This window comes from Leisingera sp. S132, from assembly GCF_025144465.1.
GTDB lineage: Bacteria > Pseudomonadota > Alphaproteobacteria > Rhodobacterales > Rhodobacteraceae > Leisingera.
This window is the reverse complement of record NZ_CP083553.1, coordinates 633,541-650,595: the sequence shown is the minus strand read 5'-3', so window position 1 is coordinate 650,595 and position 17,055 is coordinate 633,541. Positions and strand designations below refer to the sequence as shown.

Here is a 17,055-nt window from a genome sequence, read left to right as displayed (position 1 = left end):
AATACCCTGCCTGCGCCGGATTGTAGAGGGGGCAGAATCCGGACCTTTCCCCCTTTGCCAGATGGCCGGTTTTTAAGCGAAGCGGGCAAAAGGCGCAAAATTATTGTGCGCCCGCAGAAAGACGCGCGGAAATTTGCTGGCGTTTGCTTTGCACGACTCGGGGCGGCGGTTTTGCTGCAGGTGCACAATGCATCGGCATGGGGCCGGGGCAGCGCGAAACCAAAAGGGATGCAGAGATGAAAATGATCGTTGCCGCCATCAAGCCCTTCAAGCTGGACGAGGTCCGCGAGGCGCTGACCGGTCTTGGCGTGAGCGGGCTGATGGTCACCGAAATAAAGGGCTTTGGCGCCCAGGCGGGCCACACCGAGATTTACCGCGGCGCCGAGTACGAAGTGAACTTCGTGCCGAAGCTGAAACTGGAACTGGTGGTGCCCGCCGATCAGGCCGAACAGGCCGTCAGCGCGATATCCGAGACCGCCCGCACCGGCAAGATCGGCGACGGCAAGATCTTCGTTCTGGACGTGGAACAGGCCCTGCGGGTGCGCACCGGCGAAACCAATCTCGAGGCGCTGTAAGCGCGCCCGGCATGGAGGAAAGACCAATGAAGACCCTGAAACTCCCGCTTGCGGCCCTGGCGCTGAGCGCGCTGCCGGGCCTTGCGCTGGCCCAGGACGGTCCGGCCCCGGGCGTGAACCCCGCAACCGACACCGTGTTCATCCTGAACTCGCTGCTGTTCCTGATCGGCGGCTGCCTGGTGTTCTGGATGGCGGCAGGCTTTGCCATGCTCGAGGCCGGTCTGGTGCGCTCCAAGAATGTCACAATGCAGCTGACCAAGAACATGGCGCTGTTCTCGTTGGCTGCCGTGTTCTACTGGCTGATCGGCTACAACCTGATGTATCCGCTGGGCAACTGGGCCGTTGACGGTGTGCTGTCCGGCGTCTTTGGCCCCGGCGTGCTGGAGGCGGTGGGGATCACCGCGGAAGGCGCGGATGATTACTCCTATGCCGCCACCGGCTCGGACTTCTTCTTCCAGCTGATGTTCTGCGCCGCCACCGCCTCGATCGTGTCGGGCACCCTGGCGGAACGCATCAAACTGTGGCCGTTTCTGATCTTCACCATCGTGCTGACCGCAGTAATCTACCCGTTCCAGGCCAGCTGGAAATGGGGCGGCGGCTTCCTGGAGGAGATGGGCTTCCTGGACTTTGCAGGCTCGACCGTGGTGCATTCGGTGGGCGGCTGGGCCGCACTGACCGGCGCGCTGATCCTTGGCCCGCGTATCGGTAAGTATAAGGACGGCAAGACCATCCCGATGCCCGGCTCCAACCTGGCGCTGGCAACCCTCGGCACCTTCATCCTGTGGATGGGCTGGTTCGGCTTCAACGGCGGCTCGCAGCTGGCGATGGGCTCGATCGGTGACGTGGCGGACATCAGCCGCATTTTCTCCAACACCAATGCTGCCGCGGCAGGCGGCGCGGTGGCTGCGCTGATCCTGACCCAGCTTCTGTTCAAGAAACCGGACCTGACCATGATCCTGAACGGCGCGCTGGCCGGCCTGGTGGCCATCACTGCCGAGCCGCTGACCCCGGGCCTGGGCCTGGCCACCTTGATCGGTGCCATCGGCGGTGTGATCGTGGTGTTTGCGGTGCCGCTGCTGGACAAGCTGCAGATCGACGACGTGGTCGGCGCCATACCGGTGCATCTGCTCTGCGGCATCTGGGGCACAGTGGCCGTGGTCCTGTCGAACCCCGAAGCCAGCCTGCTGACCCAGCTGACCGGCATTGCCGTGGTCGGCGTGTTCACCGTCGCTGCCTCTGCCGTGGTCTGGATCATCCTGCGCGCCACCACAGGTATCCGGGTTGATGAAGAGGATGAGGTCAACGGGCTCGACATGGCGGAACTGGGCATGGAGGCCTACCCCGAGTTCTCGCCGAGCTGAGCCCGGGCAAACCTGAAACAGTAAACGCGGCCCTATAGCAGGGCCGCGTTTCTTTTTGGCTGTTATGCAGCAGGTCTCAGACGCCGGCGTCGACAATCGCCTTGGCCAGAACCGGAACGGTATTTGCGTTGAGACCGGCGATGTTCAGGCGGCTGTCGCCGACCATGTAAATGCCGTTGTCGACCCGCATCTTCTCGACCAGCTCCGGCGAGGTTCCGAGGAGCGAGAACATGCCGCGGTGCTGGGCGATGAAGCTGAACCGGTCGGAGCCGGTCAGCCGCTGCAGCTCATCCGCAAGGCTTTGGCGCAGGCCCAGCATGCCGAGCCGCACCTCTTCCAGCTCTGCTGCCCAGTCGGCGCGCAGGGCGTCGTCGTTCAGGATCATGGTCACCAGCCGGGCGCCGTGATCCGGCGGAAAAGAGTAATTCTGCCGGTTCAGGAAGGCCAGCGTGCCCTGGTTCAGCGCCTGTGCCGAGGCATCGTTGGACACCGCCATCAACAGGCCGGTGCGCTCGCGGTAGATGCCGAAGTTCTTGGAGCAGCTGGCCGCAATCAGCACCTCGGGGCAGTTGGAAGCCACCAGGCGCACGCCCAGCGCGTCTTCTTCCAGACCGTCGCCAAAGCCCTGGTAGGCAATGTCGATCATCGGAATCAGGCCGCGCTCGTTCAACAGCGCGATGACCTCATTCCACTGCACCTCGTTGAGGTTGGCACCGGTCGGGTTGTGGCAGCAGCCGTGCAGCAGCACCACGTCGCCCTTCTGCGCGCCCTTCAGGTCTTCCATCATCCCGTCGAAGTTCACGCCGCGGGTGTCGCGGTCGAAGTAACGGTAGACGACGGTCTCGATGCCGACATAGTTCAGGATCGACACATGGTTCGGCCAGGTCGGATCCGACACAAAGACACGTGCCTTGGGGTTGGCCATCTTGATCAGCTCGAACGCCTGGCGCACCGCACCGGTACCGCCTGGGGTTGCCGCGGCCGCGATGTTTTCACGCGCAACCGCATCACCCAGGATGAGCTTGATCATCGCATCCGAGTAAGCCGGATCACCGGCCAGCCCGACATAGGACTTGCTGGTCTGCTCTTCCCACAGCTTGTGCTCAGCAGCCTTGATCGCGCGCATCACCGGGGTGACGCCCTCGGCGTTCTTGTAGACGCCGACGCCAAGGTCGATCTTGTCCGCGCGCGGATCGTCGCGGTACATCTGCATCAGCGCCAGGATCTTGTCGGCGGGCTGGGGTTTCAGGGTCTCGAACATTGCTCAGTTCTCTCCGGTAGCAACGGGAAGGGTCGGGAAGGCACCCCACTCCGACCACGAGCCGTCATAAAGCGAATGATCGGTTTTTCCGATACGCTCCAATGCAAGGCTGAGGACGGCAGCGGTGACACCCGAACCGCAGGTGGTAATCACAGGTTTCTTCAGATCGGCGCCGGCGGCGGCAAATTCGGCACGCAGGCCTTCTGCATCCTTCATGGTGCCGTCCGCATTCAGCAGGCGGCCAAAGGGAACATTTTTCGACCCGGGGATGTGACCAGCCCGCAGGCCCTCGCGCGGCTCCGGAACGCCGCCACGGAACCGTTCGGCGGCGCGGGCATCGATGATTTCATGATCGCCCAGCTTGGCGGCGGCAGAAACCTGGGTCACATCGCGCACCAAATGGTTCTGCACCCGCACGGTCATGTGGCGGTCGCGGATCACCGGCGGCAGGTCCTCGACCGGCCGGCCTTCGGCCTGCCATTTCGGAAAACCGCCATCCAGCACTGCAATGTTTTGCTGCCCCATCAGACGGAACAGCCACCAAACGCGGGCCGCGGATTTCAGCCCCGCTGTATCATAAACCACCACCTGGTGGCCGTCTCCCACGCCCATCGCCCGCAGGCGGGACATGAATTTTTCAACCGGCGGCACCATATGCGGCAAGTCCGAACGGTGGTCCGAGATATCATCAATATCAAAGAAGCGCGCGCCAGGGATATGAGCTTCGTCATATTCCGCCTTGGGGTCGCGATTCTCTTGCGGCAGATACCAGGACGCGTCCAGAACCCGAAGATCGGGGTCCTTCAGATGGGCGGCAAGCCAGTCCGTGGAAACCAGCGTCTTCGGATCGTCCTGCATCAAAGCGTCTCCCTATCAGCATTTAGCGCCATGGGTACATCCCGTGGCTGGGCGGTGCAAGCTATCCTGTCCCCTCATCAGCCAATCCAGGCATCATGAACCTGTTTTACGGTGCAGCAACAAGTTGCCTGCATACTGGCCGCACATTGTGAAAAGGTAATCGAATGCCCCGTCTGCGCAATTTACTCGCATTTGTCTTGACGTCCGCTTGTTTTGCCGCCTCGTCCCCTGCGCAGGCCGGATGCATCGATTTTGGAAATACATGCATATTCGGCAATGACTTGAAGGCAAGCATCCGGATAGGCGCCGCAACCTCAGGCTTGCAGGAGCTGACACAGTTTCAGCATTTAACCGATCTGTCGCTGATCGCGGAACCGGGATTTGAAGACCTGCTGGACCTGTCGCCGCTGGCTCAACTTCCCAGCCTGGAGAAGCTGGCATTGGTTGGGCTTGCCGTATCCGGCCTGAAGCCACTGACCAGATTGCCGGAGCTGCGGCGGTTGAGCCTTGATTCTGTTCAGGCACCCGATTTCACGCCGCTGGCGCAGATGACCGGGCTTGAGCACCTGTCCGTCTGGGGTATCAGGGAGTTGACCGATCTTTCTTTTCTGCGCGGCTACACCCGCCTGCAAAGCCTCAATATTGCCGGCACCGGCGTCACCGATCTGACCCCATTGGAAGAGATTTCTACGCTGGAGAACCTGCTGGCATTCAACACCGGTGTATCCGACCTGTCACCGCTTGCAGCCGCGAACCTGCGCGTTCTCTGGATCTCCGGCTGCCCGGTCCAAAGCCTGGCGCCGCTGGCGGCCTCCAGCAGGCTGGAAATGCTGCGCGCGGATGGCACCCGCGTGCAAAGCCTCGAAGGGCTGCAGGATAAACCCGCCCTTCATACCGTAGTCCTGACAGGCAGCCGCGTTGCCGACCTGTCGCCCTTGGCAGGCGCCGGCAGGCTGGCGGAATTGGACCTGGCACATACGCAAGTCCAAGATCTTACGCCCCTGTCAAACCTGTCCGCCCTTCACGCAGTGGTATTGGACGGCACCCCTGTCAGCAGCCTTGAGCCGCTTGCAGGGCCAAGCCTTCGCGAGCTTTCAGCAATTGGCACTGCGGTGATCAGCCTGGCGCCTGTCCGGCAGATGCCAGGCCTGAAGGAACTTGGTATTTCCGGAACTGCCGTCCGGGACCTGCAACCGCTCGAAGACCTGAAGAACTTGTCAATCCTGCGGGCCATCGGCTTGCCTCAGGACACTCTTCTGCCGCTGCTCAGGACCGAAAACCTCAGGATCCTCTACGCCGGACCGGAAGGCGGACCGCACAGGCGGCTGCTGGGGCGCAAGCAGATTGCCAGATACGTCACCGGCGCTGATCAGCAAGACTGATAGAACTGATGCCTACCGCGCATCCTTAAGCAGCCGCTGCTTCTGGCGGCCCCAGTCGCGCTTGGCCTGGGTTTCACGCTTGTCGTGCAGCTTCTTGCCTTTGGCGATGCCCAGTTTGATCTTGGCGCGGCCCTTGTGGTTGAAGTAGATCACCAGCGGCACCAGGGTCATGCCCTTGCGCTGGGTCAGGTTCCACAGGTCCGACAATTCCTTGCGCGACACCAAGAGCTTGCGGCGGCGGCGTTCCTCATGCTTGAACACCTTGGCTTGCGCATAGGGCGGGATGTATGAGTTGACCAGCCACAGCTCGCCTTCCTCCACCGCGGCGTAGCTGTCCGCGATATTGGTGCCATTGCCGCGCAGCGCCTTGACCTCGGACCCCTCCAGCACGATGCCGCATTCGATATCGTCCTCGATCGCGTAATCGAAACGCGCCCGCCGGTTCTCGGCGATCACCTTGTAGTTCGGATCTGATGTCTGCTTCTTCTTGGCCATGGGCGGCAGATGTAAGGCCGCGCCGCGGCGGGCGCAAGATGGCGCTTACGCCTTGCGGCTGCGCAGCAGCGTGAAAACACCACTGCCGACGATCACCGCGCTGCCAATGAGGGTCAGCGTGTCGGGGCGCTCGCCGAATACCAGCACCCCCAGCACCATTGCAAAGACCAGCCTTGTGTAGCGGAACGGAGCAATGACAGAGATCTCCCCTGCCCGCATCGCGCCCGACAAAGCATTATAGGCAATGACCCCGATCACCGTGGCGGCGGCAATGTCCAGCCAGTTGCGCGGCGCAGGCCAGACCGCACCGCCGGTCCAGCCCAGTGCAATGATCCCGGCAACCACCAGCATGGCAAAGCCCAGAAACCCCAACTGGTTATTGCTCATATCCTTGGGCGCCGCGCGGGTGGCCAGATCGCGGCCCGCAAACCCCAGCGTGCCGGCAACGGCAAAAAGCGAGGCTGGTTCAAACCCGCTGAGGCCCGGCCGCAGGATCAGAAGAACCCCGGCAAAGCCCAGCCCGATTGCCAGCCAGCGCCGCCAGCCGACGGTCTCGCCAAAGAACACCACCGCGCCGGCCGCCACCACCAGCGGTGTTGCCTGCAAAATGGCCGAAGCCGAGGACAAAGGCGTCAGTGCAATCGCCAGGGTGAAGCACAGCCGCCCGACCACCTCCGCCAAGGAGCGCCACAGCATCGGGCGCGTGCCAAAGCCCGGGTGCCAGGGGGCGTGACCTTGCGCACGCGCCATCGCGGCAAAGACCGCCATGCCGCCAAGCCCGAACAGGATCAGGATCTGCCCCACCGGCAGCGCAAGGGCCGCGGATTTGATGAACATGTCCTCCAGCGCAAAGGCCGCCATGGCCAGCACCATCAGAAGGCTTCCGCGCAGCGTGTCCATTCCCGGCTCCAAATCCCGCAAACTCAATCACTTGCGCAAGTGGTAGGGGCGTAGCGGATCATGCACAAGAGCGGGGGTCACTCCCGCTGCGTCAGAACCGCCTGCCGGTAATGATGCATGTTGAGAAACGCCGCGCCGGTCTCAAGACTGCGGTAGCCATGCGGCTGGTCGGCAGCAAAGCGCAGCCCCTGCCCCGGCTCCAGCGCCACCCATTCGCCATCCCGCAGCACCTCCATGGACCCGTGCAGCACATAGACCTCCTCGGTCACGCCGGTGTCATGCGGCAGTGACTGGTGGCTTTGCCCCGGCCTCAACGTCACCTGAAAGGTCTCCGCCCCCAGCAGCGGATCAAAGGGAAAGACGATTTTCACCCCGATGCTGCCGGGAAACTGCACCGTTTCATAAACCCCGGTGGCGGCGCTCACAGGCCTCGCGGCCTCACCCAGCAGGGCCGTAAGCGGCAGGTGGAATCCTTTGGCGATCTTCCACAGAGTGGCAATTGTCGGGCTTGATTCGCCGCGCTCGATCTGCCCCAGCATCGCCTTGCTGACCCCGGTGGCCTCTGCGGCCTTGCTGAGGCTAAGCCCTGCTGCCGTGCGGATTTCCCGCAGGTTCAGGGTGATGCCGTCATCGCTCATTGTGTCTGCCCGTCAAAAAAGCCTTGTGCGCTATAACGCACGGATTGTATTGTGCGCTATAACGCACGCCACCCTACCCTGCCCAGCCGCCAAGGAAAAGCCGCATGCTCAAGGACTTGAAGCTTTCGCACATCGTTTCCGGCGCTGTTGCCGTTCTGGTCGGCTACACCGGTTCGGTCGCCATCATCTTTCAGGCGATCGAGGCCGTCGGCGCCACCCAGGCCCAGGCCAACAGCTGGATGCTGGTGCTGGGGCTCGGCATGGGCGTAACCTGCCTGATCCTGTCGCTGATCTACCGGATGCCCATCCTGACCGCCTGGTCGACGCCGGGCGCAGCGCTGCTGGCGGTCAGCCTCAATGGCGTGCCGCTGGCCGAGGCGGTGGGCGCCTTTCTTCTCTGCGCGGCTTTGCTCACTCTTACCGGAATAACAGGCTGGTTCGCGGCCCTCTCCCGCCTGATCCCGGACAGTCTGGCCAGCGCCATGCTGGCGGGCATCCTGTTCCAGTTCGGCCTCTCCGCCTTTACCTCGCTGCAGACCGACACCGCACTGGTGGCGGTCATGGGCCTCATCTTTCTGGCCGGGCGCAAGCTGTTCCCCCGCTACTGTATCCCCGCGGTACTGGCGGCGGGTGTCGCCTGGTGCGCAGGCACCGGCGCATTCGGCAGCCTGGAGGCGCTGGACCTGACGCTCGCCCGCCCTGAATTCGTGATGCCCGCCTTCTCGCTGCCGGTGCTGATCGGCATCGGCCTGCCGCTCTATTTCGTCACCATGTCCTCGCAGAACATGCCCGGCGTGGTGGCGCTGCGGGCCTGCGGCTACAATCCGCCGGTCTCTGCCAGCCTGACGGTTACTGGCCTCACCTCGCTGGTCCTCGCGCCCTTCGGCGGCTTCGCCTTCAACCTCGCCGCCATCACCGCCGCCATCTGCGCCGGCCCGGAGGCGGACGAGAACCCGGATACCCGATATCTGGCAGGCGTGATGACGGGCCTTGTCTACATCCTTGTGGGGCTGGGAGGCGCCACCGTGATCAGCCTGTTCCTGATCGCACCCAAGGCGCTGGTTGCCACCGTCGCAGGCCTGGCGCTGCTGGCAACCAGCGGCAACAGCCTCTCCGCCGCGCTGGCCCAGCCGCACGGGCGCGAGGCCGCGCTCATCACCTTCATGACCACGGTTTCCGGCATCAGTTTCTATGGAATCGGCGCACCGTTCTGGGCGCTGGTGCTGGGGCTTGCGGTGAATCACTGGCTGAAAAGCCCCGAACCGGCCCCCGCCCGCGCCTGAGAAACAGCCCCAGAGACATTTCGCCACTGAAATCCGGCGCAAACTGCGCCAAAATTACCGAACAGCCCCCCGGCCGGTTGCCTTTGTTGCGCAAATCGTGTCCCTGAGGGCAAAGACTAAGGGAACCAGCCTGATGCCAAAGTACCGATCCAGAACCTCCACCCATGGCCGCAACATGGCGGGCGCGCGCGGATTGTGGCGCGCAACCGGCATGAAGGACGATGATTTCGGCAAGCCGATCATCGCCATCGTCAACTCCTTCACCCAATTCGTGCCCGGCCACGTCCACCTCAAGGACCTGGGCCAGATGGTCGCCCGCGAGGTCGAGGCGGCCGGCGGCGTCGCCAAGGAGTTCAACACCATCGCGGTGGATGACGGCATCGCCATGGGCCATGACGGCATGCTCTACTCGCTGCCCTCGCGCGAGGTGATCGCCGACAGCGTCGAATACATGGTCAACGCCCATTGCGCCGACGCCATGGTCTGCATCTCCAACTGCGACAAGATCACGCCAGGCATGCTGATGGCCGCCATGCGCCTCAACATCCCGGCGATCTTCGTTTCCGGCGGTCCGATGGAGGCAGGCAAGATCGACATCGCCGATCTGGACATGAAAAAGATCGACCTGGTGGACGCCATGGTGGCCGCGGCGGATGACAAATTCACCGACGAGCAGGTGAAGCACATCGAGGAAAACGCCTGCCCGACCTGCGGCTCCTGCTCGGGCATGTTCACCGCCAACTCAATGAACTGCCTGGCAGAGGCCCTGGGCCTGGCGCTGCCGGGCAACGGCTCGACGCTCGCCACCCACGCCGACCGCAAGGGTCTGTTCCTGGAAGCAGGACGCAAGATCGTCGAGATCACCAAGCGCCACTACCAGGACGAGGAAAAAGGCCTGCTGCCGCGTGAGATCGCCACGTTTGAGGCCTTCGAAAACGCGATGAGCCTCGACATCGCCATGGGTGGCTCCACCAACACCGTGCTGCACCTGCTGGCCATCGCCAACGAGGGCGAGGTGGATTTCAACATGTCCCATATGGACCAGCTCAGCCGCAAAGTACCTTGCCTGTGCAAGGTCGCGCCGAACATTCACAACGTCCACATGGAAGACGTGCACCGGGCCGGCGGCATCTTCTCGATCCTCGGCGAACTCAGCCGTGCCGGTCTTTTGCACAATGACTGTCACACCGTGCACTCCTCATCCATGGGTGAAGCGATTGCCAAATGGGACATCAAGGTCGCCAACAACCCCGAGGCCGAGGAGCTGTTCAAAGCCGCCCCCGGCGGCGTCCGCACAACCCAGGCTTTCTCCCAGGCCAACCGCTACAAGGAACTGGACACCGACCGTGAAAACGGCGTGATCCGCGCCAAGGAGCACGCCTTCAGCCAGGACGGCGGCCTTGCGGTGCTGTTCGGCAACATCGCTCTGGACGGCTGCATCGTGAAGACCGCGGGCGTGGATGAAAACATCCTGAAGTTCACCGGTTCGGCCTATGTCTGCGAAAGCCAGGACGCGGCGGTGAACGACATCCTGACCGGCAAGGTCAAGGAAGGCGACGTAGTGGTGATCCGCTATGAGGGCCCGCGCGGCGGTCCGGGGATGCAGGAAATGCTCTACCCGACCTCCTACCTGAAGTCGAAGGGCCTGGGCAAAGCCTGCGCGCTGCTTACTGACGGGCGCTTCTCCGGCGGCACCTCCGGCCTGTCGATCGGCCATGTCTCGCCCGAGGCGGCCGAGGGCGGCACCATCGGCCTGGTGCGCCAGGGCGACACCATCGAGATCGACATCCCCAACCGCTCGATCCATCTGGCGGTCTCCGAAGAGGAGCTGGCGGCACGCCGCGAGGAGCAGGACGCCAAAGGCTGGAAACCCGCAGAGCCGCGCAAGCGCAAGGTTTCCAAGGCGCTGAAGGCCTATGCGCTGCTGGCCACCTCCGCCGCCAAGGGCGCCGTGCGTGCACTGCCCGACGAGGACTGAGGCAAGACAAAAGAAAGACAGACCAAACCCGCCGCCTCAAAGCGGCGGGTTTTCTTTTGCTTTCCGCGCCAGAGGCCGGATCGAGGGCCGCGCAAGGCGCGGCGGCGCAGCCGCTTGCCCTTGAGGCGGTCCAAGTCGCTTTCCGATGGACAAGGCGCGTTCAGGGCGAACCTGCCCCTGAACCGCTTCTCAGCAAATCTTCTTCAGCAAGATGCTCCCGCCCCTGCTGCGGCCCTCTGGCTGGCGCCAGACTGCCACGCGGCGTTGGGCTTGGCGCCGTGCTGACGCACGGCGCGCCTCCGGCGGGAGTATTTGGACAAAGGTGAAGCTGAAGGGCCGCTTGCCGAACCCGTCTGCGCCGCGCCAGCGGCGCCCGGCCCAAGGCTTGTGCCACCGCATCTTTGATGCGGCGGCAAGGCGCGGGAGATTTCCGCCGCCCCGTTACTCCCCCAGCTTGGCGTGCACCTCATCGAGGTCGATCTCCCCCACCGGCATCTTGTTGCCCGGGTTCTCGAAATCGTATTTGAACAGCTCGAAATCGCGCTTGTAGATCTCGTAGACCAGATGCATCGACAGGTCGTCGAAGTAGTCCTCCACAGGATGCGCACGCTTGGGGCCGTGGCCTTCGCTCTCGTTGAAACGCGGGATCGCGGCCAGGTCCACGGGATGCGGCGTCTCGATTGCGTCCAGCACCCCCTGCATCCCATCATTGAACGCCTCGGTCCAGAAGATCCGGTTGTAGCGCCCGCCGTTCTGGATGAAGGTCGACACATGCCCCGACATCGCCGACCAGTGGATATCCGGATCCATCGGGCGGCGCCAGCGGATGGTGTCGCGCGCAAACAGCAGAAACCGGCGGAAGCTGGCGATCTGGTCAAACTCCTGCTTGCCATCCTCGCCGCCGACCTCGATCCCGTATTCATAAGCCAGCTTGGGCACCAGGTTGCCGCGGTAGCGCTTGCCGTTGCGCTGAATGCCGCAAATCTTGTCGAAGAACGACGACAGGATGCGGGTGTAAGGATTGCGCACGCAGGTAAAAGCATAGGACTGCTGACCCTGCACATTACGGGTGATCGGATCCTGGCTGTGCTCCAGCGCCCATTTGTGCAGGCCGTCCTTGGCGTCATGGATGTCGCCGTCAAAGAACCGCCCGTGGTCCGAGTAGTAGAGGATCTGCCCGATGGTCGAGCAGGCGCATTTCGGCACCACGCGGTAGACCACACTTTCACTTTCCGTCATCCAGGTGCCGGGAAAACCCATTTGCCGCCCTCTTGTCCGTCTTTGCCTGTTCCCAGCAGTAATCGCATATGTTTACCGAAACGGGAACTATCTGGTTTATTCGTGTGCCGAGGCCGCTTATCAAGGTAAACAATCAGGCAGAACAAGGCAGTCCGTCCTCCCCATGGCAAAAATCGCATATATTCTGCTGTGCCATAAAGACCCTGACGCGATCATCCAGCAGGCTGAGCGGCTGACCGCAGCTGGCGACTGCATGGCGATTCACTTCGACGGGCGGGCGGCGCCCGAGGATTACCAGCGGATCCGGTCGGAGCTTGCGGACAACCCCAACGTCACCTTTGCCAGGAAGCGGATCAAATGCGGCTGGGGGGAATGGTCGCTGGTCGAAGCGACGCTGCACGCGCTGCGCAGCGCCGTGGAGGAGTTTCCGCGCGCCACCCATTTCTACATGCTGTCGGGCGATTGCATGGCGGTGAAAACGGCGGAATACGCGCACCAGTTTCTGGACGAGCACGACAAGGATTTCATCGAAAGCTTCGACTTCTTCGAAAGCGACTGGATCAAGACGGGCATGAAGGAGGACCGGCTGATCTACCGGCACTTCTTCAATGAGCGCAAGCACAAACAACTGTTCTACTGGAGCCACGGCCTGCAAAAACGCATGGGGCTGCAGAGGGAAATACCGGCCGATATTCAGGTGCAGATCGGCAGCCAGTGGTGGTGCCTGCGCCGCCGCACTGTCGAGTGGATCCTGGGGTTCATCCGCAAACGCCGCGACGTTGTGCGCTTCTTCCGGACCACCTGGATTCCGGATGAAACCTTCTTTCAGACCCTGGTGCGCCACCTCATCCCGGAGGCGGAGATCGAGGCCCGCACCCTGACCTTTCTGATGTTCACCGACTACGGGATGCCAGTGAACTTCTACAACGACCACTATGACCTTCTGCTCAGCCAGGACTTTCTGTTCGCCCGCAAGATCAGCTCTGACGCCAAGGAGCTGAAGTCACGGCTCGGACGGCTTTATGCAGCACAGGGGGTGGAGTTCCAGATCTCCAACGAGGGGCGCAGCCTCTACAAGTTCCTCGCCCAGCGCGGCCGTGACGGACGCCGCTTTGCGCCGCGGTTCTGGGAGACGGAAAGCACCCTTGGCCGGGAACGAGAACTGCTGATCGTGGTCTGCAAGAAATGGCATGTCGCCAAGCGGCTGCTGGAACAGATCCGCCAGGTCACCAATATTCCGGCGATCGAATACCTGTTCAACGAGGAGGACACCCCCCTGCCCGACCTCGGCGGGATTCAGGCGGCACTGATGAAACGCACCCGCCACCGCCGGGCGCTGATGCGGATGCTGTTCGAATATTACGAGTCCGACCAGCTGATCATCTGCCTGGATCCCGGGGCCATTGAGCTGATGAATGATTTTCATTCAGACCGGTCCTCGACGCGCTTCCTGCATATCGAATGCGACTTCAGCGACGATTATCTGATCGGTCATGCCCACCGCGTTGGCCTGGCGGGCGAACGCACGCCGCAGCAAACGCTGGAACGGCTGCTGCCGACAATCCGCAATGACATCCTGCATGAAAGCGACCGCATCCGCGATGCAGGCTTCAGCTATCTCTACAAGATCCGCGAAGGCAGCACTCCCGAGGCAAACGCGGGCGAACTCAGCAGTTTCCTGAACCTGACCGAAGAGAAGGCCCGGCAGATTGCCGGGACCGGCTACCTTTTTGCCGACTGACACGGGGCTCTTCCGCCCCGCATCAAAAGCTGAAGACGGTCCTTAGTCTTCCAGCGCCTTGATCATGTCGACGCGGGTGCCGTGGCGGCCGCCCTCGAACTCGGTGCCCAGGAAGGCATCGACGATCTCCAGCGCCAGCCCTTCGCCGACCACACGGGCGCCGATCGACAGCATGTTGGCGTCGTTGTGGGCGCGGATCATCTTGGCAGAAAACGTGTCGGAGCAGACACCGCAGCGGATGCCCTTCACCTTGTTGGCTGCCATCATGATGCCCTGGCCGGTGCCGCACAGGACAATGCCCAGCGCGCAGTCGCCCGAGGCGACCAGCTCTGCCGCGGCGGCGCCATGCTTGGGGTAATGGGTGCTTTCCGGGGTCTGCGGGCCGATGTCCTCGACCTCCCAGCCCTGGGCTTCGATATGGGCCGCAACGGCCTTGCGCAGCTCGATGGCGGCGTGGTCGCTGGAAAGGGCAATGCGTTTGCTGGCAGTCATGGTCTGATGGTCCTGTGTCGCAACGGGGGTATGAGGCTTGGCCCCGTGTTGACCAAGGGACGGGCGCGGCGTCAATCCCTTTATCGCCGCAGGCCCGGACCAGAAGGGAGCGGAGGGCCCGCGAAAGGCCCTCCTTCAGATCAGATGTCCACTTCGACCCGCCCGATCGGGTTGGAGCAGCAGGCCAGGATATACCCCGCCTCGATGTCCTCTTCCGAGATGCCGCCGTTGTGGACCATATGCACGTCGCCCGCGGTCTTCTTGACCTTGCAGGTGCCGCAGATGCCGAAGGTACAGCCTGACGGGATGTTGAGGCCCGAGGCCTTGGCGACTGCCAGCACCGTGTCGGTCTCGGTGCAGGCGGAAGTGACGCCCGACGCGGCAAAGCTGATCTCGGCGGCCGCGGTCTCCTCTGGAACCACATCGTCCAGCTCCGGCGCATCAGCCTCGGTCTCCACCGGCGCGCCAAAGCTTTCCTGGTTGTAATTCTCCATGTCAAAGCCCAGGCCGTTCAGCATGTCGCGCACCGCCTGCATGAACGGCTCCGGCCCGCAGCAGTAGACCTCGCGCTCCAGGTAGTCCCCCGCAATGATACCCAGCATGATCTGGTTCAGCTGCCCGCGGTAGCCGGTCCAGACCTGATAGGGGTCGTCCTCTTCCACCACGAAATGCAGCTTGATCCCCGGCACCCGCGCCGCCATGCCTTCCAGCTGGCGCCGCGCGATGATCTCGCTGGGCCGCTTGGCGCAGTTGATGAAGCAGACGTCAGGCGACTGGCCGCGGTCAAACAGATACTGCGTCATCGACAGGCTCGGCGTGATACCGGAGCCAGCGGAGATGAACAGGAACTTGCCGTTCGGGCGTTTCGGCAGGGTGAACACGCCCGCCGGGCCAGAGGCCTTGAGGAACATGCCCGGGCGCAGGTTGTCCAGCATCCAGCGGGTACCGATGCTGTCTCCCTGCGCCTTCACCGTCACCGAGATCGACAGCGGCCGCGACGGCGAGGAGCTGATGGTGTAGGTCCGCCAGACGGTTTCACCCGGCACCGGCAGCTCCAGCGTCAGGAACTGGCCCGGCTGATACTTGAACCACGCGCCGGAAGGCGCACGGAAGCTGAAGGTGGCGGTGTTCGGCGCTTCCGGCACGACTGAGACGCATTCCAGCATCTCGTCGTCCTTCCACGCCAGGGTTTCATCCAGCGTCTCGAAATTGGCCTGCAGTCCCATCTGCTTACTCCGCCGCGATCAGGTGGCGGCCGGTCAGCGCGCGGGTCAGGTGTTCAGCGTACCAGTTGGAGAACTGGATGACGCCGCTTTCCTGCACTTCCGAATAGGGGCCGGGTTCATAAGCAGGTGAGTTGATGCCGCGCTGGTTGTCCTCCACCACGATGCGGTCCTCGTCGTTGGTGGCAACCCAGACCTCGGTCAGCCGATTCAGGTCGTAGTCCTGGCCCTCGACCGCATCCTTGTGCACCAGCCATTTGGTGGTGACCTCAGTCTCGGTCGGGCTGATCGGGGTCACCCGGAACACGATGGAATGATCCGGCAGGAAGTGGTTCCAGGTGGTCGGGTAGTGGAATTTCAGCAGCGTGCCTGCATCAGCAAACGGCACCCGGCCCAGCTTCTTGGCGACAGCCGCCTTGCCGTCCATGGTATAGCTCTCGGCGCCTTCATTCAGCGGCATCCGCGCCACCCGGTACTGTCCGCGCGCGTCTATCTGGAACTGGGCCGGCACACCTGCCGCCTCGATCCGGTCGAAATGCTTTTGCAGGTGCGGCGGGGTCTCGCCGCCCTCGACACCAGTGACGGACGGATCTTCCGGGAAGGTCCGGCACAGCGACGGGTGGTTGCCGCCGCAGTGATAGCACTCGCGGTTGTTCTCCCAAACCAGCTTCCAGTTGCCATTCTCGATGATCGAGCTTTCATAGGCGACTTTGGCATTGCCCAGGTCATGCGGCTCCAGATAGGGGCGGGCCACTGCGGCAAAAGCATCGAAGTCCGGCGCCTCATCCGCCAGGCAGATATAGATCAGCCCGGCCAGATCGCGGCAATGCACCGGCTTCAGCCCGTGTTTGGAGGCGTCGAACTCCGGCCCCATGTCGCGCGCCCACAGCAGCGAGCCGTCCAGCTCATAGGTCCACTGGTGGTAGGGGCAGACCAGCTTGGGCGAATTTCCCTTCTTGGCCTTGCACACAACCGACCCGCGGTGGCGGCAGGCATTGTGGAACGCACGCACCTCACCATCGGTGCCGCGCACGATGATGACATTGTAGGACCCCACCTGATGGGTCACATAATTGCCGGCCTTCGGAATTTCGCAGGCCGGAATGGCAAACAGCCACTCGCGGTAGAAGATCTGGCGCATGTCCAGATCCAGCACCCCCGGATCAGTGTAAAACGCCTGCTCCAGGGAATAGTTTTTCTGACGGGCGACCAGTTTGGCCAGAATTTCGCTGTCGTGAAGCATCTGCTTCTCTCCTTTGCCGCATCCCCGCGGCAGGTTGGCTTGGCTGCGGGCATGGGGAGAGAGATTGCAGGCCACGCGCCTGCAACCGCCCCGCCGCCGCCCGCGGTTGACGTTTTCGGGGCAAGGCTGGTTTCCGGACTGTCCCGGGGCCTTTTGGCGGCGGGGCCTGGCACCTTCCCGAAGCTGCGGCTTCAGTGGTTTTTGCCATGCCTTGCCCGGGGTCACCGTTGCGGGGGCAGTGCCGGAGTTTCACCAGCTTCCCAATTCTCCGCCCCTAGGGGCGGCACCTTGCTGAGGCGCAAACTGCCCTAATCCCGCCCCCCAAGCGGAGACAAATCCGACCCGCCGAAACCGGAAAAAGACATGCATGATTGCCGTGCCCGGAG

Annotated in this window: 15 protein-coding genes and 1 riboswitch; of the genes, 6 read left to right on the top strand and 9 right to left on the bottom strand. The window is 63.0% G+C overall.

Going from position 1 to position 17,055, the window contains the following annotated elements:
* The first annotated feature begins 236 nt into the window (after positions 1–236).
* Positions 237–575 carry a P-II family nitrogen regulator gene (locus tag K3725_RS03080; protein ID WP_029204925.1) on the top strand — a complete coding sequence of 113 codons (339 nt, stop codon included), beginning with the start codon at positions 237–239 and terminating at the stop codon, positions 573–575.
* Positions 576–601: 26 nt separating this feature from the next.
* Positions 602–1,936, top strand: a complete 1,335-nt coding sequence (locus K3725_RS03075) for an ammonium transporter (protein ID WP_260017396.1) — start codon at positions 602–604, stop codon at positions 1,934–1,936.
* Positions 1,937–2,012: 76 nt separating this feature from the next.
* On the opposite strand, the gene K3725_RS03070 is transcribed toward K3725_RS03075, so the two are convergent.
* The gene (locus K3725_RS03070) at positions 2,013–3,197 is read right to left on the bottom strand and encodes an amino acid aminotransferase (RefSeq protein WP_260017395.1); all 1,185 of its coding nucleotides are present in this window, start codon (positions 3,195–3,197) and stop codon (positions 2,013–2,015) included.
* Between the two features lie 3 nt (positions 3,198–3,200).
* Positions 3,201–4,055, bottom strand: a complete 855-nt coding sequence (gene sseA, locus K3725_RS03065; protein WP_260017394.1) for a 3-mercaptopyruvate sulfurtransferase — start codon at positions 4,053–4,055, stop codon at positions 3,201–3,203.
* Positions 4,056–4,336: 281 nt separating this feature from the next.
* Between sseA and K3725_RS03060 the strand changes: the two genes are divergently transcribed.
* On the top strand, positions 4,337–5,437 hold the full coding sequence (locus K3725_RS03060) for a leucine-rich repeat domain-containing protein (RefSeq protein ID WP_260017393.1): 1,101 nt from the start codon (positions 4,337–4,339) through the stop codon (positions 5,435–5,437).
* A gap of 12 nt (positions 5,438–5,449) precedes the next feature.
* On the opposite strand, the gene smpB is transcribed toward K3725_RS03060, so the two are convergent.
* The 3 genes from smpB to K3725_RS03045 form a co-directional block, all read right to left on the bottom strand.
* Complete coding sequence (gene smpB, locus K3725_RS03055) at positions 5,450–5,932, bottom strand: SsrA-binding protein SmpB (protein ID WP_019297314.1); 483 nt, start codon at positions 5,930–5,932, stop codon at positions 5,450–5,452.
* 45 nt (positions 5,933–5,977) lie between these two features.
* Positions 5,978–6,832 (bottom strand): DMT family transporter, encoded by an 855-nt coding sequence (locus tag K3725_RS03050; protein WP_260017392.1) that lies wholly within the window; start codon positions 6,830–6,832, stop codon positions 5,978–5,980.
* Between the two features lie 77 nt (positions 6,833–6,909).
* The gene (locus K3725_RS03045) at positions 6,910–7,470 is read right to left on the bottom strand and encodes a helix-turn-helix domain-containing protein (RefSeq protein WP_260017391.1); all 561 of its coding nucleotides are present in this window, start codon (positions 7,468–7,470) and stop codon (positions 6,910–6,912) included.
* Between the two features lie 104 nt (positions 7,471–7,574).
* Here K3725_RS03045 and K3725_RS03040 point away from each other — a divergent pair, with 104 nt between their 5' ends.
* Complete coding sequence (locus K3725_RS03040; protein ID WP_260017390.1) at positions 7,575–8,753, top strand: benzoate/H(+) symporter BenE family transporter; 1,179 nt, start codon at positions 7,575–7,577, stop codon at positions 8,751–8,753.
* Positions 8,754–8,886: 133 nt separating this feature from the next.
* Positions 8,887–10,731 (top strand): dihydroxy-acid dehydratase, encoded by a 1,845-nt coding sequence (gene ilvD / locus K3725_RS03035; protein ID WP_260017389.1) that lies wholly within the window; start codon positions 8,887–8,889, stop codon positions 10,729–10,731.
* 441 nt (positions 10,732–11,172) lie between these two features.
* Here the strand turns inward: ilvD and K3725_RS03030 are convergent, their stop codons facing one another.
* Positions 11,173–11,991 carry a sulfotransferase family protein gene (locus tag K3725_RS03030; RefSeq protein ID WP_260017388.1) on the bottom strand — a complete coding sequence of 273 codons (819 nt, stop codon included), beginning with the start codon at positions 11,989–11,991 and terminating at the stop codon, positions 11,173–11,175.
* A 142-nt stretch (positions 11,992–12,133) separates the two neighbouring features.
* Here K3725_RS03030 and K3725_RS03025 point away from each other — a divergent pair, with 142 nt between their 5' ends.
* A complete protein-coding gene (locus tag K3725_RS03025) occupies positions 12,134–13,711 on the top strand; it encodes a beta-1,6-N-acetylglucosaminyltransferase (protein WP_260017387.1) in 1,578 nt (525 codons plus the stop codon).
* Between the two features lie 42 nt (positions 13,712–13,753).
* Here K3725_RS03025 and rpiB read toward each other — a convergent pair whose 3' ends face one another.
* The 3 genes from rpiB to K3725_RS03010 all read right to left on the bottom strand — a co-directional run bounded on the left by rpiB (position 13,754) and on the right by K3725_RS03010 (position 16,669).
* The gene (gene rpiB, locus K3725_RS03020) at positions 13,754–14,203 is read right to left on the bottom strand and encodes a ribose 5-phosphate isomerase B (RefSeq protein ID WP_039181207.1); all 450 of its coding nucleotides are present in this window, start codon (positions 14,201–14,203) and stop codon (positions 13,754–13,756) included.
* A 140-nt stretch (positions 14,204–14,343) separates the two neighbouring features.
* Complete coding sequence (locus K3725_RS03015) at positions 14,344–15,429, bottom strand: hybrid-cluster NAD(P)-dependent oxidoreductase (RefSeq protein ID WP_260017386.1); 1,086 nt, start codon at positions 15,427–15,429, stop codon at positions 14,344–14,346.
* A gap of 4 nt (positions 15,430–15,433) precedes the next feature.
* Positions 15,434–16,669 (bottom strand): aromatic ring-hydroxylating dioxygenase subunit alpha, encoded by a 1,236-nt coding sequence (locus K3725_RS03010; RefSeq protein WP_260017385.1) that lies wholly within the window; start codon positions 16,667–16,669, stop codon positions 15,434–15,436.
* Positions 16,670–16,775: 106 nt separating this feature from the next.
* Positions 16,776–16,975: riboswitch (cobalamin riboswitch) on the bottom strand.
* Positions 16,976–17,055: the final 80 nt, after the last annotated feature.

Bases quoted from the DNA above. Each gene is read 5' to 3' on its own strand.
- K3725_RS03080 (WP_029204925.1), top strand. From the start codon at position 237: ATGAAAATGATCGTTGCCGCCATCAAGCCCTTCAAGCTGGACGAGGTC.
- K3725_RS03075 (WP_260017396.1), top strand. From the start codon at position 602: ATGAAGACCCTGAAACTCCCGCTTGCGGCCCTGGCGCTGAGCGCGCTG.
- K3725_RS03070 (WP_260017395.1), bottom strand. From the start codon at position 3,197: ATGTTCGAGACCCTGAAACCCCAGCCCGCCGACAAGATCCTGGCGCTG.
- sseA (WP_260017394.1), bottom strand. From the start codon at position 4,055: ATGCAGGACGATCCGAAGACGCTGGTTTCCACGGACTGGCTTGCCGCC.
- smpB (WP_019297314.1), bottom strand. From the start codon at position 5,932: ATGGCCAAGAAGAAGCAGACATCAGATCCGAACTACAAGGTGATCGCC.
- K3725_RS03050 (WP_260017392.1), bottom strand. From the start codon at position 6,832: ATGGACACGCTGCGCGGAAGCCTTCTGATGGTGCTGGCCATGGCGGCC.
- K3725_RS03045 (WP_260017391.1), bottom strand. From the start codon at position 7,470: ATGAGCGATGACGGCATCACCCTGAACCTGCGGGAAATCCGCACGGCA.
- K3725_RS03040 (WP_260017390.1), top strand. From the start codon at position 7,575: ATGCTCAAGGACTTGAAGCTTTCGCACATCGTTTCCGGCGCTGTTGCC.
- ilvD (WP_260017389.1), top strand. From the start codon at position 8,887: ATGCCAAAGTACCGATCCAGAACCTCCACCCATGGCCGCAACATGGCG.
- K3725_RS03030 (WP_260017388.1), bottom strand. From the start codon at position 11,991: ATGGGTTTTCCCGGCACCTGGATGACGGAAAGTGAAAGTGTGGTCTAC.
- K3725_RS03025 (WP_260017387.1), top strand. From the start codon at position 12,134: ATGGCAAAAATCGCATATATTCTGCTGTGCCATAAAGACCCTGACGCG.
- rpiB (WP_039181207.1), bottom strand. From the start codon at position 14,203: ATGACTGCCAGCAAACGCATTGCCCTTTCCAGCGACCACGCCGCCATC.
- K3725_RS03015 (WP_260017386.1), bottom strand. From the start codon at position 15,429: ATGGGACTGCAGGCCAATTTCGAGACGCTGGATGAAACCCTGGCGTGG.
- K3725_RS03010 (WP_260017385.1), bottom strand. From the start codon at position 16,669: ATGCTTCACGACAGCGAAATTCTGGCCAAACTGGTCGCCCGTCAGAAA.